The organism is Allobosea sp. P2_B12 (assembly GCF_056404835.1).
Genome location: NZ_JBFUDG010000001.1, coordinates 775,438 through 793,286, shown reverse-complemented (window position 1 = coordinate 793,286; position 17,849 = coordinate 775,438). Strand labels below are relative to the sequence as shown.

Sequence of the window (17,849 nt, the reverse complement as noted above, 5' to 3'; positions counted from 1 at the left end):
CATGAAGCTCCTCGTCGTCGAGTCGCCGGCCAAGGCCAAGACGATCAACAAGTATCTCGGCTCCGACTACGAGGTGATCGCCTCGTTCGGGCATATCCGCGACCTGCCGGCCAAGGACGGTTCGGTCGATCCCGAGCATGACTTCGCGATGAAGTGGGAGATCGAGGGGCGCGGCGCCAAGCAGGTCGCAGAGATCGTCAAGGCGCTGAAGGGCGCCGAGAAGCTGATCCTGGCGACCGACCCCGATCGCGAGGGCGAGGCGATTTCCTGGCATGTGCTGGAAGCGCTCAACGCCAAGAAGGCGCTGAAGGGCATCCCCGTCGAGCGCGTCACCTTCAACGCGGTCACCAAGGACGCCGTCCAGAAGGCGCTGGCCAATCCGCGCCAGGTCGACCAGGCGCTGGTCGATGCCTATCTGGCGCGCCGGGCGCTGGACTACCTCGTCGGCTTCACGCTCTCGCCGGTGCTCTGGCGCAAGCTGCCGGGCGCCCGCTCGGCCGGCCGCGTCCAGTCTGTGGCGCTGCGCATCGTCTGCGACCGCGAACGCGAGATCGAGGCCTTCCGGGCGCGCGAATACTGGTCGCTGGTGGCGACGCTGGCCACGGCTGCCGGCGGCGTCTTCGATGCGCGCCTCGTCGGCGCCGACGGCAAGAAGATCACCAGGCTCGACATCGGCACCGGCGACGAGGCGCGCGCTTTCGAGGCCGCATTGAATACCGCTGCCTTCAACGTCGCCAGCGTCGAGGCCAAGCCGGTCAAGCGCCATCCCTACCCGCCCTTCCAGACCTCGACGCTGCAGCAGGAGGCCTCCCGCAAGCTCGGCCTTGCCCCGGCCCGCACCATGCAGCTCGCCCAGCGGCTCTATGAGGGCGTGGATATCGGCGGCGAGACGGTCGGTCTGATCACCTATATGCGAACCGACGGCGTCGACATGGACCCTTCGGCCATTACGGCTGCCCGCAGCGTCATCGGCAAGGAGTTCGGCGACGCCTATGTTCCGGGCGCGCCGCGCAAATACACCGTCAAGGCCAAGAACGCGCAGGAGGCCCATGAGGCGATCCGGCCGACGGATCTCGGCCGCCTGCCGGCCACGGTCATGCGCCATCTCGAACCCGAGCAGGCCAAGCTCTACGAGTTGATCTGGAAGCGCACCATCGCCAGCCAGATGGAATCGGCCTCGCTGGAGCGGACGACCGTCGACATCGCGGCCAAGGTCGCAGGCCGCAATCTCGAACTGCGCGCCACCGGCCAGGTGACGCTCTTCGACGGCTTCCTGACGCTGTATCAGGAGAGCCGCGACGACGAGGAGGACGAGGACTCCAAGAAGCTCCCCGTCATGAAGGATGGCGAGCCGCTCGAAAAGCGTGCCATCGCGGCCGACCAGCACTTCACCGAGCCGCCGCCCCGCTATTCGGAGGCGAGCCTGGTCAAGCGTATGGAAGAGCTCGGCATCGGCCGGCCTTCGACCTATGCCGCGACGCTCTCGACCCTGCGCGACCGCGAATATGTCCGCATCGAGAAGAAACGCCTCGTACCCGAGGACAAGGGCATGCTGGTGACGGCGTTCCTGGAGAGCTTCTTCAAGCGCTATGTCGAGTTCGACTTCACGGCGAACCTCGAAGAGAAGCTCGACCGCGTCTCGAACGCCGAGATCGACTGGAAGGTGCTGCTGCGCGAATTCTGGGAGGAGTTCACCAAGTCGATCGGCGACACCAAGGATCTGCGCGTCACCGAGGTTCTGGAGGCGCTGAACGGCGTGCTCGGCGCCCATGTCTTCCCGGCGCGCGAGGATGGCGGCGATCCACGCTCCTGCCAGGTCTGCGGCACGGGCCAGCTCTCGCTCAAGCTCGGCAAGTTCGGCGCCTTCGTCGGCTGCTCGAACTATCCCGAATGCCGCTATACGCGTCCGCTCACCGTCCAGGCCGCCGATGGCGAGGCTACGGCCGAGGGCGGCACCGGCGCGCCGGGCGTGCGCATCCTCGGCAAGGACCCGGTGACGGACGTCGAGGTCACGGTCCGCGATGGCCGCTTCGGCCCCTATATCCAGCTCGGCGAGGGTGAAAAGCCCAAGCGCTCCAGCCTGCCCAAGGGCATGAGCCCGGGCGGCGTTGATCTGGAGACCGCGCTTGCCCTGCTCTCGCTGCCCAAGGAGGTCGCCAAGCATCCCGAGAGCGGCGAGCCGATCCTCGCCGGCATCGGCCGCTACGGGCCTTACGTCCAGCACGGCAAGACCTACGCCAATATCGACAAGGACGACGACATCCTGCAGATCGGCGGCAACCGCGCCATTGACCTGATCGTCGCCAAGGAAAGCGGCGGCCCGGGCGCCCGCTTCGGACGTGGCGCTGCGGTGCCCGGCCGCGATCTCGGCGAGCATCCCGGCGGCGGCAAGCTCGTGGTGCGCGCCGGCAAATACGGGCCTTACGTCAACTGGGGCAAGGTCAACGCGACCCTGCCCAAGGCGATGACGCAGGAGGCGATCACGCTCGAACAGGCGGTCGAACTGGTCAACGCCAAGGCGGAGTCGAGCGGCGTCAAGGGTCCGGGCAAGGCCAAGGCCGCAAAGGCTCCGGCGAAGAAGCCGGCAGCGAAGCCCAAGGCTGCGGCAAAGCCCAAGACTGCCGCGGCGAAGCCCAAGGCAAAAGCTGCCGCGAAAAGCTGAGCGGCGCGTCGGGTCGCGCGGCTTTCACGCGCGTCTTGCGACGCGCCCGTCTACGTCAGCGGGAGGCGATCAGCGAGCGCGGAGCGTCGTTCATGCTGGCGACGACGACGAGGCGCTTCACTTCGCCCCGCAGATAGGCCTGCAGGAATCGCTCGTAATCCTTGAACGAGACGCAGCCGTTCGAATCGCCATTGGGGCCCAGCAGATAGGGATGGGTCAGCAGGCCGGCGCGGCCATAGATCGCGCTGCTGCCGCCAACCGGGTGAAGACGCAGCGCGCGGTGGCCGTGAAACAGCGCCTCGCGTTCGGTTAGCGTATAGGTGTGCGGCGGCGTCACGCCTTTCATCCGGACATGGGCGAAGCGGGGATCATCCATCTTGTCGCCGAGACCCGAATGGGCCTCCAGCTTCTCGCCATTGGGCATGTGAACGACCTTGGCGCTGATGTCGTAGATCGCGGTTGCCTGCCCTGTCATGACCGGCGGCCCGAAGGACGGGCTGAGCCTGCGACCGCGCGAACGGTCGACCGCGTCGTCCTCCGGCGCGGCATAGGCCATCGCCGGACCGTTGGGCTGGCGCACGCCGCCGAACAGCTTTTCGAAGAACGAGCGGTTGTCCTCGGCGGCCGGCGCAGGAGCCGCGGCGACCTTCGCGCGGCGCATCGGCTGGCGCAAAGCGATGGCAGGCTGCTCGGCCGTCGGGGGCGGTTTCAGTTCGGACGGGCGCGGGGTCGGCAGCGGCGCATCCTTGATCATCCTGGAGATGGCTTGCGGCGATGTCGCGAGGAGGTCGACAGCCGTCGTTGGCTGGACGGTGAGAGCAGCCGACGGCATCGGCTGGGCTGGCTGGACGGAGGCCATCTGGATGGGCGCCTGTTGCGCCGGCAGGACCGGCGCCGCCATTGCCGGCGCGGGCGAGGCGTTGCGCTGGAGGCCGGCCTGCATCGGCCGATCGCCGCCGAAGGAGCCCGGCGTCGTCCCCAGCATAAAGCCCGGCCTCAGCAGATCGCGATAAGCGGATGACGATGAAGCGAGAGACCCGGTCGTCGTGACGTCGCGCTGCTGCGTCGCATGGACGGGGATCTGCGCATCCGGCCCCGGATCGAGCGCGACATAGCCGACGCCGCAGGCCACCACGATGGCGGCGATCTGGAGACAGACATTGTGGCCGATCCGGTAGCGGGCGTGCGCATGGCTGCGCCGCCTAGAACCCAGTCCCGACATCTCGCTACGCTCTCGACCTGACGCAACACACGACCCGCAGACGCAACTGCGAGAAACCGGCAAACCTGCCAGGTTCGAGTAGAGGCCTGCGTGGTTAAAAGCGGGTGAACGAAGCGCATCGAAAGCCGACAAAAAAGGGGCGGCGGGCCGGTCTCCTGGTCCGCCGCACCTCGTCATGCCTGCCGTCGAGCGATGCAGCTCTGGTGATGCGTCAGAGCGGCTTGAGCCCGGCCTCGATCTGAGCGCGCTTGGCTTCCAGGAAGGGCGGCAGCGAGAGCTTCTCGCCCATCGTCTCGGCCGGCTCGTCGGTGGCGAAGCCCGGCTCGTCGGTCGCGATCTCGATCAGGATCCCGTTCGGCTCGCGCAGATAGAGCGAGCGGAAATAGAAGCGATCGACCGGCCCGCTATTGGGATAGCCGGCAGTGCGCAGGCGTTCGGCCCAGGCGTCGTAGTCGGCGAAGGTCGGCGTGCGCAGTGCAAGGTGATGCACGCCGCCAGCGCCTTCGCGCGCCTGCGGCAGGTCGGGCTCGACCGCGACATGGAGTTCGGCATCCGGACCACCCTCCCCGATCTTGAAGACGTGGATCTCGCCGGTGGCATGGCCCGCATCACGATAGCTGCCGATGCGCTCCAGGCCGAGAAGCTGCGTCAGCACGACCTCGGTGCGATCGAGCTTCGGCACCGAAATGGTGACGGGTCCAAGACCGCGGATCTGATGCTCGGCGGGAACCGGGCTCTTCTCCCAGACGACGAAGGGGATATCGCCGCCATCGGCGATCAGCGTCAGGCGCTGGCCTTCCGGATCCTCGAAATCGACGGCCGATCGGCCATTGATCGCGCGGACCGGGGTCACAGCGACGCCGGCCTCAGTAAGGCGAGCGCGCCACCACTCCAGCGAGGCCTCGTTGGCGACGCGCAGCGAGGTGCGGTTGATCGAATGCGTTCCGCGACGCGCCGGTGAGGCTGGCCAGTCGAAGAAGGTCAGATCGCTGCCGGGCGAGCCCGCACCATCGGCGTAGAAGAGGTGATAGGCGGAGGTGTCGTCCTGATTGACGGTCTTCTTGACCAGACGCATGCCGAGTGTCTCGGCATAAAAACGCCGGTTGCCCGGCGCGTCGGCCGAGATCGCAGTGACGTGGTGGATGCCGGTGAGCTTCATGGCTTTGCCCTCAACATGGACGCCGGGCCAAAGGGCCTGGCTGTTGGGGCAGAGATAGCGCGACTGAGCCGCAATGGAATGGGTCCGCCAGCAAGATAGTCATTGCAATCACGCAATCGACTTTGCGCCCCGATTCAGGGTTTCGAGGTTGGCGGCGTAGCCGAGGTCGCCGGCAGGTCTGCCTTGTCGCCCGACGTGGTGGGCGTCGTGCAGTCCTGCGGCTTGTTCTTGCAGTCATACACCATGGTCGGCGCCGCTGACGGGTGAGAAACCCCTGCATTGGGCAGGATCATATTCTGACCCTTGTCGATCTGCGCCGGATCCGTGATCTTCGGACCAAGCCCGCCGCTCGCCTTGGCCTCTCCCGGCTCGCTGGGAGGCGTGGTGGTCGACGACGGCGTCTGCGCCGCGGCAGCGAAGGCCAGCGACGACAGGGCGACAGCGAGCGCAAGGCCCGGCAATGAGCGAAGCATCGGATTTCCCCTTTGGCGGCCCGCAAAGCAGCGGGCATCAGGTCAGGGAACCCTTCGTCGCAGCCGATGTTCCGCCCGCGGCCGGCGCGAGGACGACCGATGGGACCGGGCTATGACGCCACGGCGTGGCGGCCGGGCTTGGCCTTGAGCTTCAGTGCCTCGAGGTCCTGACGCTCGCGCGGGGTGTTGCGCATGAGCTGGTCCTTGCCCGGAGCGTACTGAACGGGCTGCATCGCATCGACGCCGTACCAGGCGGCCGCCCGCAACACGAAGGACGGGTCGGCGAGATGCGGCCTCCCCAGCGCGACGAGATCGGCGCGGCCCGAGGCGATGATGGTGTTGGCCTGGTCGGCGGTGGTGATGTTGCCGACGCACATCGTCGCGACGCGGGCCTCGTTGCGGATCTGGTCGGAGAACGGCGTCTGGAACATGCGGCCATAGAGCGGCCGCGATTCCCGCACCGTCTGCCCGGTCGAGACATCGACGAGATCGCAGCCCTCGGCCGCGAAAGCCTCGGCGATCACCACCGAATCCTCCGGCGATAGCCCGCCTTGCGCCCAGTCGGTCGCCGAGATGCGCACCGACATCGGCTTCTCGCGCGGCCAGGCCTCGCGCAGCACCCGGAAGATTTCGAGCGGATAGCGCAGGCGGTTCTCGACCGAGCCGCCATAGGCATCGCTGCGATGGTTGGTCAGCGGCGAGAGGAAGCTCGCCAGGAGATAGCCATGGGCGCAGTGCAGCTCCAGCATGTCGAAGCCGGCGCGCTGGCCGCGTTCGGCGGCCGCGACGAACTCGGTCTTGACCCGGTCCATGTCGGCGCGCGTCATCTCGCGCGGCACTTGGCTTTCGGGATAGTAGGGCAAGGCCGAGGCCGAAACGATCGGCCAGGCGCCTTCCGCGAGCGGCTTGTCCATGCCGTCCCACATCAGCTTCGTCGCTCCCTTTCGGCCGGCATGGCCGAGTTGGAGGCAGATCTTGGTGGCCGAGTTGGCGTGGACGAAGGAAACGATCCGCGTCCAGGCGGCTTCCTGTTCGTCGTTCCAGATGCCGGCGCAGCCCGGCGTGATGCGCGCATCGGCGGCGACGCAGGTCATCTCGGTGACAATCAGGCCCGGGCCGCCGATGGCGCGCGAGCCGTAATGCATCAGATGCCAGTCGCCGGGCAGGCCGTCATCGGCGGAGTATTGGCACATCGGCGCCAGCACCATGCGGTTCTCGATCTGCATCTCGCGGAGCCTGAGCGGCTGGAAGGCCGGCGGCACGGCAGAGCCATCCTTACGGCGCCGGGCAAGCTCGCCCAGTTCGCCGGCGACCATCTCGTCGACCGCCGCAACCATCTCGGGCGCGCGCAAGGCCAGGTTGTCATAGGTGATCGCCTTGGAGCGCGTCATCAGGCCGAAGGCGAAGCGCAAGGGATCGAAATTCCAGAAGCGCTTGAGCTGCTCGAACCAGACCAGCGAGACGTCGGCCGCATGCTGGGTCTTCTCGACCTCCTCGCGGCGCGTGCGCTCGAACAGGGACAACGCCTCGGCGACATTCAGGCCGGCCTTGTGGAAGGCCCCATGCAGGCCGATCGCGTCTTCCATCGCCAGCTTGGTGCCGGAGCCGATCGAGAAATGCGCGGTAGCCTTGGCGTCGCCGATCAGCACGACATTGTCGACGACCCAGTTGCGGCAGCGGATCATCGGGAAATTGCGCCAGAGCGAGCGGTTGGTGACGAGCCTGTGGCCCTGCAGCTCCTCGGCGAAGACGCCTTCGAGGAAGGCGGCCGAGGCAGCCTCGTCCATGCCTTCCAGCCCAGCCTTCGCAAAGGTTTCGGGGTCAGTCTCCAGCACCCAGGTCGAGCGGCCGGCCTCGTACTGGTAGCAATGGGCGATGAAGACGCCGTAATTGGTGTCCTTGAAGAAGAAGGTGAAGGCGTCGAAGGGCCTGGTGGAACCCATCCAGGTGAATGTGTTGGGGCGCAGATCGGTTTCGGGCTGGAAGCGCTCGCGCCAGCCCTCTCGGATGCGGCTGTTGATGCCATCGGCGCCGACGACGAGGTCGTAGTCGCGCTTCAGCGTCTCGATGTCGGCGGCCTCCTCGCCGAAGCGCAGGGTCACGCCGAGTTCGCGGGCCCGATCCTGCACCAGCATCAGCAGCGAGCGGCGCGAGCAGCCGCAAAAGCCGTTGCCGGAGACGCGGTGGACGCTGTCCTTGAAATGGATTTCGATATCGTCCCAATATGCGAAATTGTCGCGGATCGCCGCGTAGCTGGCCTCGTCAGCCGCCTTGAAGATGTCGAGCGTCTGGTCAGAGAAGACCACGCCGAAGCCAAACGTGTCGTCCGGCTGGTTGCGCTCGAAGACGGTGATGTCGAGATCGCGCCAATCGCGCTTCATCAGGAGCGCGAAATAGAGTCCGGCAGGCCCGCCGCCGACGACTGCGATACGCATGATGCCCCTCCCGAGAACCGACTGCGAAATTATTTTAGGCCTGAAATAATTTTGACTCAAGCGGCGACGAACAGGCCTTGATTAAGATCAATCGACGCAGCCCAAGGCTGGCGATTTTGTGCACTCTTACAAGGCAAAAGGCGCGATCACCGGCGAAAGTGAGCCTGGCGCGCCATGGCGCTTGCAAATTCCTTTAGACCTAAAATAGATTGTCGGAATCTGGAGGTGGATCGAATGGTCCTGACGGGGCGGCACGCAGTGGTGACGGGGGGCGGGCGCGGGATCGGCCGCGCCATCGCCGCCACGCTACGGCGCAATGGCGCGCATGTCTCGATCCTCGGGCGGGACGAGGCAGCGCTGGCAGCGACCTGCGAGGCCGGCGACGCGGATACCTATGCGGTCTGCGACGTCAGCGACGAGGCCGCCATGGCCGCAGCCATCGGCAGGCTCGCGGCGGCTCGGCCGATCGACATCGCCATCGCCAATGCCGGCGCGGTCGAGACCGGCCCGTTCCTGCGCAGCCCGGCCGAGCGCTTCCGGCGGCTCAACGAGATCAACCTGATCGGGACGGTCAACCTGTTCCATGCCACCTTGCCCGGCATGACCCAGCGCGGCCATGGCCGATTGATCGCCATCGCCTCGACCGCCGGGCACCGCGGCTATGCTTACGTCTCGGCCTATGTCGCGGCCAAGCATGCGGTCGTCGGGCTGGTGAAGTCGCTGGCGCTGGAAACGGCGCGTTCGGGCGTCACGGTCAATGCGGTCTGTCCCGGCTATGCCGACACCGAGATGGTCTCGGGCGGGATCGAGACCATCGTCGCCAAGACCGGCGCGACCCGCGAGCAGGCCCTGGCCGAGATGGTCAAGGCCAATCCGCAGGGCCGGCTGATCGCGCCCGACGAGGTTGCCGCCGCCGTGCTCTATCTCTGCGGTCCCGGCAGCGCCTCGGTCACCGGCCAGTCGCTGCTGCTCAATGGCGGGGAGTTCTGAGATGGAACCGACCTCCCCCGGCCTCGTCCTCGACCGCGAGACCAAGGCCAGCGAACGCCCCGGCGACCACAAGGACGAACTGCGCCTCTGGCTGCGGATGCTGACCTGCTCGACCCTGATCGAGACGGAGATCCGCAACCGGCTGCGCGAGGAATTCAAGACGACGCTGCCGCGCTTCGACCTGATGGCGCAGCTCGACAAATCGAGCACCGGCATGACCGTCGGCGAGGTCTCGCAGCGGCTGATGGTGTCGAACGGCAACGTCACGGCGGTCGTCGCCGGGCTGCTGGCGGACGGGCTCGTCGACAAGCGGGCCGCGACGCAGGACCGGCGCGTGCAGGTACTGACGCTGACGGCGCAGGGCCGCAAAAGCTTCAAGGCGATGGCCGAGCGCCATGAGGGCTGGATCGCCGAGCTCTTCGCCGGGCTCGACCAGCCGGAGATCGGCCAGCTTTTCCGCCTGCTCGGACAGACCAAGACCTCGCTGCACCGCGCGATCGCGGCGCGGGCGAACGAGGCGACCAAGGGAGACGCCTGATGACCAGCCTCGCCAACGCCACGATCCTGCCGCTGGCGGAATTCCAGCCGGCGCATTTCGAGCTGTCGGTTTCCAGCAAGGTCGCGACCGTGATGCTGAACCGGCCGGAGAAAAAGAACCCGCTTACCTTCGCAAGCTACCGCGAACTCACGGATTTCTTTCTCGCCGCGCAGAAGGACGAGCAGGTCAAGGCGATCGTGGTGACGGGCGCGGGCGGCAATTTCTCGTCCGGCGGCGACGTCTTCGAGATCATCGGGCCGCTGGTCGCGATGGAGACGAAGGAGCTGCTGAAGTTCACCCGGATGACCGGCGATCTGGTCAAGGCGATCCGGGCCTGCCCGCAGCCGGTGATCGCCGCGATCGACGGCATCTGCGCCGGCGCGGGCGCGATCATCGCGATGGCGTCGGACATGCGGTTCGGCACGGCCGAGAGCAAGATCGCCTTCCTGTTCAACCGTGTCGGGCTCGCCGGCTGCGACATGGGCGCCTGTGCGATGCTGCCGCGCATCATCGGCCAGGGCCGCGCCGCCGAACTGCTCTACACCGGTCGTGTGCTGCGCGGCGAGGAGGCCGAGCGCTGGGGGTTCCTGAACCGTCTTGTTGCCAGGGATGCCGTGCTGATGGAGGCGCAGGCGCTCGCGACCGAACTGGCGGATGGGCCCACCTTCGCCAATGCCATGACCAAGCGCATGCTGGAAATGGAATGGGCGATGTCGGTCGAGAGCGCGATCGAGGCCGAAGCCGTAGCGCAGGCCCTGTGCATGCAGACCGAGGATTTCGCCCGCGCCTATCACGCCTTCGCCAACAAGCAGAAGCCGGTCTTCGAGGGCAACTGAGATGGGCGCGGCAAATCTCGACGGCATCCTGCAGGACACCCTCGACTGGCCCTTCTTCGAGGACCGCCATCGCCGCTTTGCCGAGGAGCTGTCGGCCTGGGCCGACGCCACCCTGCCCGGCCTGCCGCATGACGATGTCGATGCCGCCTGCCGGGCACGCGTCACGGCTCTGGGCCAGGGCGGCTTCCTGCGCGCGGCCGTGCCGGAGGCCTATGGCGGCCTGAGCCCGGCGCTCGATGTCCGCACGCTTTGCCTTGCCCGCGAGATTTTGGCGGCGCGCGACGGGCTCGCCGATTTCGCCTTCGCGATGCAGGGGCTCGGTACGGGCGCGATCACCGTTGCAGGCTCCGAGGCGATGAAGGCGCGCATCCTGCCGGGCGTCTGCGAGGGCGCGCGGATCGCGGCCTTCGCCCTGTCGGAGAAGGAGGCAGGATCCGACGTTGCGGCGATGGCGACAACCGCCGTTCCGGACGGCAATGACCATGTCCGGATCGATGGCGAGAAGAGCTGGATCTCGAATGGCGGCATTGCCGACCATTACGTCGTCTTCGCCCGCACCGGCGAGGCGCCGGGCGCGCGCGGGCTCTCGGCCTTCCTGGTCGAGGCCGACACGCCGGGCCTGAGCATCACCGAGCGGATCGAGGTGATCGCGCCGCATCCGCTGGCGACCTTGCGGTTCGAGGCCTGCCGCGTGCCGGTCGAGAACCGCATCGGCGGGCCCGGCGACGGCTTCAAGGTCGCGATGGCGACGCTCGACATTTTCCGCTCGACGGTCGGTGCCGCAGCCCTCGGCTTTGCCCGGCGAGCGCTTTACGAGACGATCGCGCATGCCAATGCCCGCAAGCTTTTCGGCGGCACGCTCGGCGATCTCCAGCTTTCGCAGGCGGCCATCGCCGACAGCGCGGCCGAGGTCGATGCGGCGGCGCTGCTGGTCTACCGCGCCGCCTGGACCAAGGATCGCGGCGCGGCGCGCGTCACCCGCGAGGCCGCGCTCGCCAAACTCGTCGCGACAGAGAACGCCCAGCGCGTGATCGACCGGGCCGTCCAGATTCATGGCGGGCTCGGCGTCACCAAGGGCGTCAAGGTGGAGGAATTGTACCGGGAGATCAGGGCGTTGCGGATCTATGAGGGCGCATCGGAAGTCCAGAAGGTCGTGATCGCGCGCGACCTGCTGAAATCCATGCGCTGAGACGAGGAGGGTGACGGCAATGGATTTCCTGCGCTCCGGCCATATCGACAGCTTCGCGCGCGACAACCTGCCGCCGCCCGCGCAATGGCCTGACATCGACCTCGGCAAGGCCGGCCTGTCCTATCCCGAGCGGCTGAATGCCGTGACCGAACTGGTCGACGACCATGTCGCGAAAGGCCGCGGCGAGCATGCCGCCATCATCGGCGATCACCTGACCTGGAGCTATGCCGACCTCGCCGAGCGCATCAACCGCATCGCCAATGTGCTGACGCGCGATCTCGGCATGGTGGCCGGCAACCGCGTGCTGCTGCGCGCTGCCAACACGCCGATGATGGTCGCGGCCTATCTGGCTGTGATCAAGGCCGGCGGCGTCGTGGTCGCGACCATGCCGATGCTGCGCGCGGTCGAGCTGGTCTATCCGATCCGCAAGGCCAGGATCGCGCTGGCGTTGTGCGATCATCGCCTGCTGGCAGAGCTCGAGACGGCGCAGGTGCAGGCGCCCGAGCTGGCACGGATCGTCGGCTTCGGCGAGGCCGATTGCGAGCTCGAGGCGCTGATGGCGCAGCCGGGCTACGAACATTTCGAGCCGGCCGATACGGCCAGCGACGATGTCTGCCTGATCGGCTTCACCTCGGGCACCACCGGCGAGCCCAAAGGCACGATGCATTTCCAGCGCGACCTGCTGGTGATCTGCGACGCCTATGGCGCCAAGGTGCTGAAGGCCGCGCCCGAGGATCGCTTCATCGGCTCGGCGCCGCTCGCCTTCACCTTCGGGCTCGGCGGCATGGTGCTGTTCCCGTTCCGGATCGGCGCGGCGGCCGTGCTGCCGGACAGGACCGGCCCCCTCGACCTGATCGAGGCCATCGAGCGGCATAAGGCCAGCGTGATCTTCACCGCACCGACCGCCTATCGCGCCATGCTCGACAAGCTGGAGGGGCGCGACATCTCCTCGCTGCGCATCTGCGTCTCGGCTGGCGAGACACTGCCGAAGCCGGTCTTCGACGCCTGGCTGGCGAAGACCGGCCTGCCGCTGATGGACGGCATCGGCGCGACCGAATTGCTGCACATCTTCATCGCGGCGCCACGCGAGGCGATCCGCCCCGGTTCGACCGGCCTTCCGGTGCCGGGCTACGAGGCGAAGATCGTCGATGACGAGGGAGCCGACGTTCCCGACGGAACGCCCGGGCGGCTCGCCGTGCGCGGGCCGATCGGCTGCCGCTATCTCGCCGACCCCCGCCAGTTCAACTACGTCCAGAATGGCTGGAACGTCACCGGCGATACCTATATCCGCGATACCGACGGCTATTTCTGGTACCAGGCCCGCTCGGACGACATGATCATCTCGTCGGGCTACAACATCGCCGGTCCCGAGGTCGAAGCCTGCCTGCTGGCGCATCCCGACGTGCTGGAATGCGGCGTGGTCGGCGCCCCCTGCCCCGAGCGCGGCAGCATCGTGAAGGCCTATGTCGTGCTGCGCGAGGGCGTATCGGGCGATGCCGCGATGCTCAAGGCCTTGCAGGACCATGTGAAGGCCGGTATCGCGCCCTATAAATACCCCCGCGCGATCGACTTCGTCGGCGCGCTGCCCAAGACCGCGAGCGGCAAGCTGCAACGCTTCACCCTGCGCAAGATGGCGCAAGAGGGCTCCGCATCGTGATCCGTCATGGATAGAAGCCAAAACGCGCCGTCATCCCGGGCGACCGCAGGGAGACCCGGGATCCATTCCGGAACGGTTCAGGCATGGATCCCGGATCTCCGCTTCACTGCGTCCGGGATGACGATGCGCCCCTTTTTAAAGAGCCGGAACGGCCCCGAACCGAGGCGACGCCCATGTCGAACGAGACCCTGACCCGCGCCATCCTGCCCGAAGGCTGGCCGGTTCCGCGCGGCTATGCCAACGGCATGGTGGCGGAAGGCCGCGTGCTGGTGACCGGCGGCCTGGTCGGCTGGGACAGCGCCGGCGTCTTCGCCACAGGCTTCCTGCCGCAACTCCGCCAGACGCTGGCCAACGTCAAGGCCGTGGTCGAGGCCGGCGGCGGGCGCATCGAGGACATCGTCCGGCTGACCTGGTACGTCACCGACATCGCGGCTTACCGCGCCAGCCTGAAGGAGATGGGCCCGGTCTACCGCGAGGTTCTCGGCCGGCATTTCCCGGCGATGGCGGTGGTGCAGGTCGTCGCGCTGGTCGAGCCCGAGGCGATGATCGAGATCGAGGCGACGGCGGTGATCGGCGGCTGACGCCACATCGGCGTGACGATTGTGTTTCCGGCTGTTTCCAGGCCTGAAACACGAAACCTGCCGTAACCAAGATGTTGGCACTCGGGGCGGCCATTTTATCCTTCGGGCATGGACTCAAGGTCGAAACTCTCCACGCCGCCATCCGGCGGTGACGCGATGGAGACGTGACCATGTCCAGCATCAGCGGCGTCGGCGGCGGACACCGCCCGCCACCGCCCAAACCACCGAGCTTCGACACGCTCGACAGCGACGCCAGCGGTGCGCTCAGCCTCGACGAGTTCAAGGCCGGCGCCCCGAAGGGCACCGATAGCGCCAAGGCCAGCACCAGGAACGAGGAGCTCTTCAAGGCGATCGATTCCGACAGCGACGGCTCGGTCACCAAGGAGGAGTCGGACGCCTTCAAGGCCAAGGCCGAAAAGGCCCAGCAGACGCTGCAATCCTTCCTGTTCGGGCTGCAGAGCGAAGGCACCAGCCAGACCGAAAAAGCGAGCGACAGCAGCGACAGCGAAGACGCCTTCGCCCAGCTCGATGCCAACTCCGACGGCAGCATCGCCAAGGACGAGTTCCTCTCGGCGCTCTCCTCGGGCACGCAAAGCTCGAGCGACATGCTGAGCAAGCTGTTCGAGGCGATCGATTCCGACAAGGACGGCTCGGTCTCGAAGCAAGAGCAGAGCACGTTCCAGCAGACGCTCGAAAAACGCGGCCGGCCGCCCGGTCCGCCGCCTGGCCCACCGCCGTCCAGCGCCTCGCAGGCCTATGACAGCACCTACCAGCTCGGCGCGTCGAACGCGTCCGGCACGGCCTATTCGCAGGCGGCCTGAGCCAGCCCGCCCTATGAACGCCGGTCAGCAGAAGGCTGGCCGGCGCTCCCTAGACCTTGCCTGGCTTCGAAGTTTTCGTCAGATGCCGCGCGTCGCGCCGCCGTCGATGCGGATCTTGGCGCCCGTGACATAGCTCGCCTTCTCGCTGGCGAGGAAGGTCACGACATCGGCGAATTCCTGCGCGGTGCCGTAGCGGCCGGCCGGAATCGTCGCCTGCGAGGTCTTGGCTGCCTGCTCGGGCGTGGTGCCGGCACGATCGGCGGCGGCTTTGTCGAGCTGGTCGACCCGCTCGGTGTGGATGCGGCCGGGAAGTACGACATTGACCGTGACGCCCTGACCGGCAACCTCTGCGGCCAGCGTCTTGGACCAGCCGACCACGGCGGCACGGATGCCGTTCGACAGTGCGAGCCGCGGGATCGGCTGCTCGACGCCCGACGAGGCGATGGTGATGATCCGGCCGAAGCCGCGTTCGACCATGCCCGGCAGCACGCCCTGCGCCAGATGGAAGAGATTGGCGGCCATCGCCTCGAAATGTTTCAGCCAGTCGTCGCGGCCGGCCTCGCGTGCCTCGGCCGGCGGTGGGCCGCCCGAATTGCCGATCAGGATATCGACGCCACCGGCATCCCTGAGCACGCCGACCAGAGAATCGACCGAGGCCAGATCGGAGAGATCGAGGCTGGCTGCGAAGATGCGGCCGCGCACCTCCTCGGGGCACTGGCTGACCCAGGCGTCGGTCGCGGCGACATTGCGCGCGGCGGCGATCACCGAGGCGCCCTCGGCTGCGAGCGTGCGGGCGATGGCTGCACCGAGACCGCGGCTCGCACCCAGCACCAGGGCGCGCTTGTCGTGAAGGCCGAGATCCATGGTTTTCTCCGTCGCATTGGCGCAGCGCGATCGCAGCGCATCATGCCACGCTGATAGCCGTTGAAACTCCGCGAGGGAATGCCCGCCCAAAGGGAATGCCCGCTCGCCTTCGATGTGGTCTATCGTCCGATTGACAGCGACGTGTCGGCCGTCGAAAGTTGTGCGAAATCAGAATAATAGTGCGATAATCGCACATATTGGGAGGTTAAGATGATACTATCATCCCGGTTCTCGCGCCGCGCCTTGATCGCGCTGGGTAGCGCTGCGGCCTTGCTGGCGCCTGCGCTGGTGCAGGCCCAGGCTCAGACCGTCAAGATCGGGCTGATCCTGCCGATGACCGGGCCCTTCGCCTCGACGGGACGGCAGATCGAGGCCGCCGCCAAACTCTACATGGCCCAGAAGGGCGCGACCGTCGCCGGCAAGACGATCGAGTTGATCGTCAAGGACGACACCGGCACGCCCGACGTGACGCGCCGCATCGCGCAGGAGCTTCTGGTCAACGACAAGGTCAGCTTTCTCGCCGGTTTCGGGCTGACTCCGCTCGCCTTTGCCGTCGCGCCGCTCGCGACGCAGTCGAAGACGCCGCTGATCGTGATGGCGGCGGCGACCTCCTCGATCACCGAGCAGTCGCCCTTCGTGGTGCGCACCTCCTTCACCCTGCCGCAGGTGACGATCGGCATCGCCGACTGGGCCGCGAAGAACGGCGTCAAGAAGGCGATGACGCTGGTTTCCGACTATGGCCCCGGCATCGATGCCGAGAAGGCCTTCAAGGACCGGCTTACCGCCGCTGGCGGCGAGGTCGTCGGCGAAGTTCGCATCCCCCTGCGCAATCCCGATTTCTCGCCCTTCCTGCAGCGCGTCGCCGACACCAAGCCTGACGCACTCTTCGTCTTCGTGCCCTCGGGCGCGGGCTCGCAGTTCATGAAGCAGTTCGTCGAGCGCGGGCTCGATAAGTCGGGCGTGCGGCTGATCGCAACCGGCGACGTCACCGATGACGATATCGTCGACAGCATGGGCGACGTCGCGCTCGGCACCATCACCACACATCACTATTCGGCGGCGCATCCGTCCGCGGAGAACAAGGCCTTCGTCGAGGCCTTCCGCAAGGCGGCCAATACGCGGCCGAACTTCATGGCGGTGGGCGGCTGGGACGGCATGCACCTGATCTACGAGGCGCTGAAGAAGACCAATGGCGCGACCGACGGCACCGCTCTCGTCGAGGCGATGAAGGGCATGGCCTGGGTGAGCCCGCGCGGGCCGATCTCGATCGACGCCAAGACCCGCGACATCGTCCAGAACGTCTATGTCCGCAAGGTCGAGAAGGTCGATGGGCAGCTCTACAATGTCGAGTTTTCGACCTTTGACGCCGTGCCGGACCCGGTGAAGGCCGCGAAGTGACGACCTGACGGCGTTTCCCAAAATGCCGTCATCCCGGACAAGCCGCGTCAGCGGCGCCGATCCGGGATCCATGCCTGAACCGTTCAGGAATGGATCCCGGGTCTCCGCTTCGCTGCGCCCGGGATGACGGCGCCATGATTTAAGTCCGCAGTTCCGGAGCCCCTGCCTTTGCTGACCATCCTGTTCGACGGCGTCGCCTATGGCATGCTGCTCTTCGTGCTGGCGGCGGGGCTTGCGGTCACGCTGGGGCTGATGAACTTCGTCAACCTGGCGCATGGCGCCTTCGCCATGGCCGGCGGCTATGCCACCGTCGTGCTGATGAACCGGTTCGGGCTGCCCTTCCTCGCCTGCCTGCCGCTGGCCTTTCTGTTCAGCGCAGCGCTCGGGCTCGTCGCCGAACGCCTGCTCTACCGCCACATGTATGAGCGCAGCCATCTCGACCAGGTGCTGTTCTCGATCGGTCTCGTCTTCATGGCGATCGCGGCGACGGACTGGCTGATGGGCTCGCAGCAGCAGAGCGTGCGCCTGCCGGCCTGGCTGCAGGGCCGCATCATGGTCGGCGAACTCGGCATCGGCATCTACCGGCTCTTCATCGTGGTGATCTGCGGGTTGATGGCGCTGGGCCTGCAATGGGTGCTGGCGAAGACGCGCTTCGGCAGCCAGTTGCGCGCCGCCGTCGACGACCGGCGCGTCGCGCGCGGCCTGGGCATTCCGGTCGGCAAGGTCTTCGCGATCACCTTCGCCTTCGGCTCGGGGCTGGCGGGGCTCGGCGGCGCGCTCGGGGCCGAGATCGTCGGGCTCGACCCCACCTTCCCGCTCAAATTCATGCTCTACTTCCTGATCGTCGTCACGGTCGGCGGCACGTCGAGCCTGACCGGGCCGCTGCTGGCGGCCCTGCTGCTCGGCGTCGCCGACGTAATGGGCAAATATCTCGTGCCGCAGCTCGGCGCCTTCATCATCTATGCGATGATGCTCGCCGTGCTGATGATCAGGCCGCAGGGCCTGTTCGCGCGGGGACGCTAAC

15 protein-coding genes are annotated in these 17,849 nt (G+C 67.0%); 10 read left to right on the top strand and 5 right to left on the bottom strand.

From position 1 onward, the window contains the following. The first annotated feature begins 1 nt into the window (after position 1). Complete coding sequence (topA, locus tag AC1DYU_RS03825) at positions 2-2,662, top strand: type I DNA topoisomerase (RefSeq protein WP_476790475.1); 2,661 nt, start codon at positions 2-4, stop codon at positions 2,660-2,662. Positions 2,663-2,717: 55 nt separating this feature from the next. Here the strand turns inward: topA and AC1DYU_RS03820 are convergent, their stop codons facing one another. From AC1DYU_RS03820 to AC1DYU_RS03805, 4 genes are all read right to left on the bottom strand, one after another. Further along, positions 2,718-3,884: a DUF2778 domain-containing protein gene (locus tag AC1DYU_RS03820; RefSeq protein WP_476790474.1), complete on the bottom strand. Its 1,167-nt coding sequence runs from the start codon at positions 3,882-3,884 to the stop codon at positions 2,718-2,720. A 211-nt stretch (positions 3,885-4,095) separates the two neighbouring features. Then, positions 4,096-5,043 carry a ring-cleaving dioxygenase gene (locus AC1DYU_RS03815; protein WP_476790473.1) on the bottom strand — a complete coding sequence of 316 codons (948 nt, stop codon included), beginning with the start codon at positions 5,041-5,043 and terminating at the stop codon, positions 4,096-4,098. 134 nt (positions 5,044-5,177) lie between these two features. Beyond that, positions 5,178-5,516, bottom strand: coding sequence for a hypothetical protein (locus AC1DYU_RS03810; protein WP_476790472.1), 339 nt, complete (start codon positions 5,514-5,516; stop codon positions 5,178-5,180). A gap of 110 nt (positions 5,517-5,626) precedes the next feature. Further along, positions 5,627-7,951 carry a bifunctional salicylyl-CoA 5-hydroxylase/oxidoreductase gene (locus tag AC1DYU_RS03805; protein ID WP_476790471.1) on the bottom strand — a complete coding sequence of 775 codons (2,325 nt, stop codon included), beginning with the start codon at positions 7,949-7,951 and terminating at the stop codon, positions 5,627-5,629. Positions 7,952-8,185: 234 nt separating this feature from the next. Here AC1DYU_RS03805 and AC1DYU_RS03800 point away from each other — a divergent pair, with 234 nt between their 5' ends. The 7 genes from AC1DYU_RS03800 to AC1DYU_RS03770 all read left to right on the top strand — a co-directional run bounded on the left by AC1DYU_RS03800 (position 8,186) and on the right by AC1DYU_RS03770 (position 14,563). Further along, entirely contained in the window at positions 8,186-8,941 is a 756-nt protein-coding gene (locus AC1DYU_RS03800) for an SDR family NAD(P)-dependent oxidoreductase (protein WP_476790470.1), read from the top strand. A gap of 1 nt (position 8,942) precedes the next feature. Further along, complete coding sequence (locus AC1DYU_RS03795; RefSeq protein WP_476790469.1) at positions 8,943-9,479, top strand: MarR family winged helix-turn-helix transcriptional regulator; 537 nt, start codon at positions 8,943-8,945, stop codon at positions 9,477-9,479. Next, positions 9,479-10,315, top strand: a complete 837-nt coding sequence (locus AC1DYU_RS03790) for an enoyl-CoA hydratase family protein (RefSeq protein WP_476790468.1) — start codon at positions 9,479-9,481, stop codon at positions 10,313-10,315. Before AC1DYU_RS03795 ends, AC1DYU_RS03790 begins: the two co-directional genes overlap by 1 nt. Position 10,316: 1 nt before the next feature. Further along, positions 10,317-11,504, top strand: a complete 1,188-nt coding sequence (locus AC1DYU_RS03785; RefSeq protein ID WP_476790467.1) for an acyl-CoA dehydrogenase family protein — start codon at positions 10,317-10,319, stop codon at positions 11,502-11,504. A 19-nt stretch (positions 11,505-11,523) separates the two neighbouring features. Beyond that, on the top strand, positions 11,524-13,161 hold the full coding sequence (locus tag AC1DYU_RS03780) for a benzoate-CoA ligase family protein (protein WP_476790466.1): 1,638 nt from the start codon (positions 11,524-11,526) through the stop codon (positions 13,159-13,161). A gap of 173 nt (positions 13,162-13,334) precedes the next feature. Then, positions 13,335-13,742 carry a RidA family protein gene (locus AC1DYU_RS03775; RefSeq protein WP_476790465.1) on the top strand — a complete coding sequence of 136 codons (408 nt, stop codon included), beginning with the start codon at positions 13,335-13,337 and terminating at the stop codon, positions 13,740-13,742. A gap of 170 nt (positions 13,743-13,912) precedes the next feature. Further along, positions 13,913-14,563, top strand: coding sequence for an EF-hand domain-containing protein (locus AC1DYU_RS03770; protein WP_476790464.1), 651 nt, complete (start codon positions 13,913-13,915; stop codon positions 14,561-14,563). A gap of 78 nt (positions 14,564-14,641) precedes the next feature. Here the strand turns inward: AC1DYU_RS03770 and AC1DYU_RS03765 are convergent, their stop codons facing one another. Further along, positions 14,642-15,427 carry an SDR family oxidoreductase gene (locus tag AC1DYU_RS03765; protein ID WP_158482580.1) on the bottom strand — a complete coding sequence of 262 codons (786 nt, stop codon included), beginning with the start codon at positions 15,425-15,427 and terminating at the stop codon, positions 14,642-14,644. Positions 15,428-15,637: 210 nt separating this feature from the next. Between AC1DYU_RS03765 and AC1DYU_RS03760 the strand changes: the two genes are divergently transcribed. Both AC1DYU_RS03760 and AC1DYU_RS03755 read left to right on the top strand, forming a co-directional pair. Beyond that, a complete protein-coding gene (locus tag AC1DYU_RS03760; protein WP_476790463.1) occupies positions 15,638-16,825 on the top strand; it encodes an ABC transporter substrate-binding protein in 1,188 nt (395 codons plus the stop codon). Positions 16,826-16,993: 168 nt separating this feature from the next. Further along, entirely contained in the window at positions 16,994-17,848 is an 855-nt protein-coding gene (locus tag AC1DYU_RS03755; RefSeq protein ID WP_476790462.1) for a branched-chain amino acid ABC transporter permease, read from the top strand. The last annotated feature ends 1 nt before the right edge of the window (position 17,849 follow it).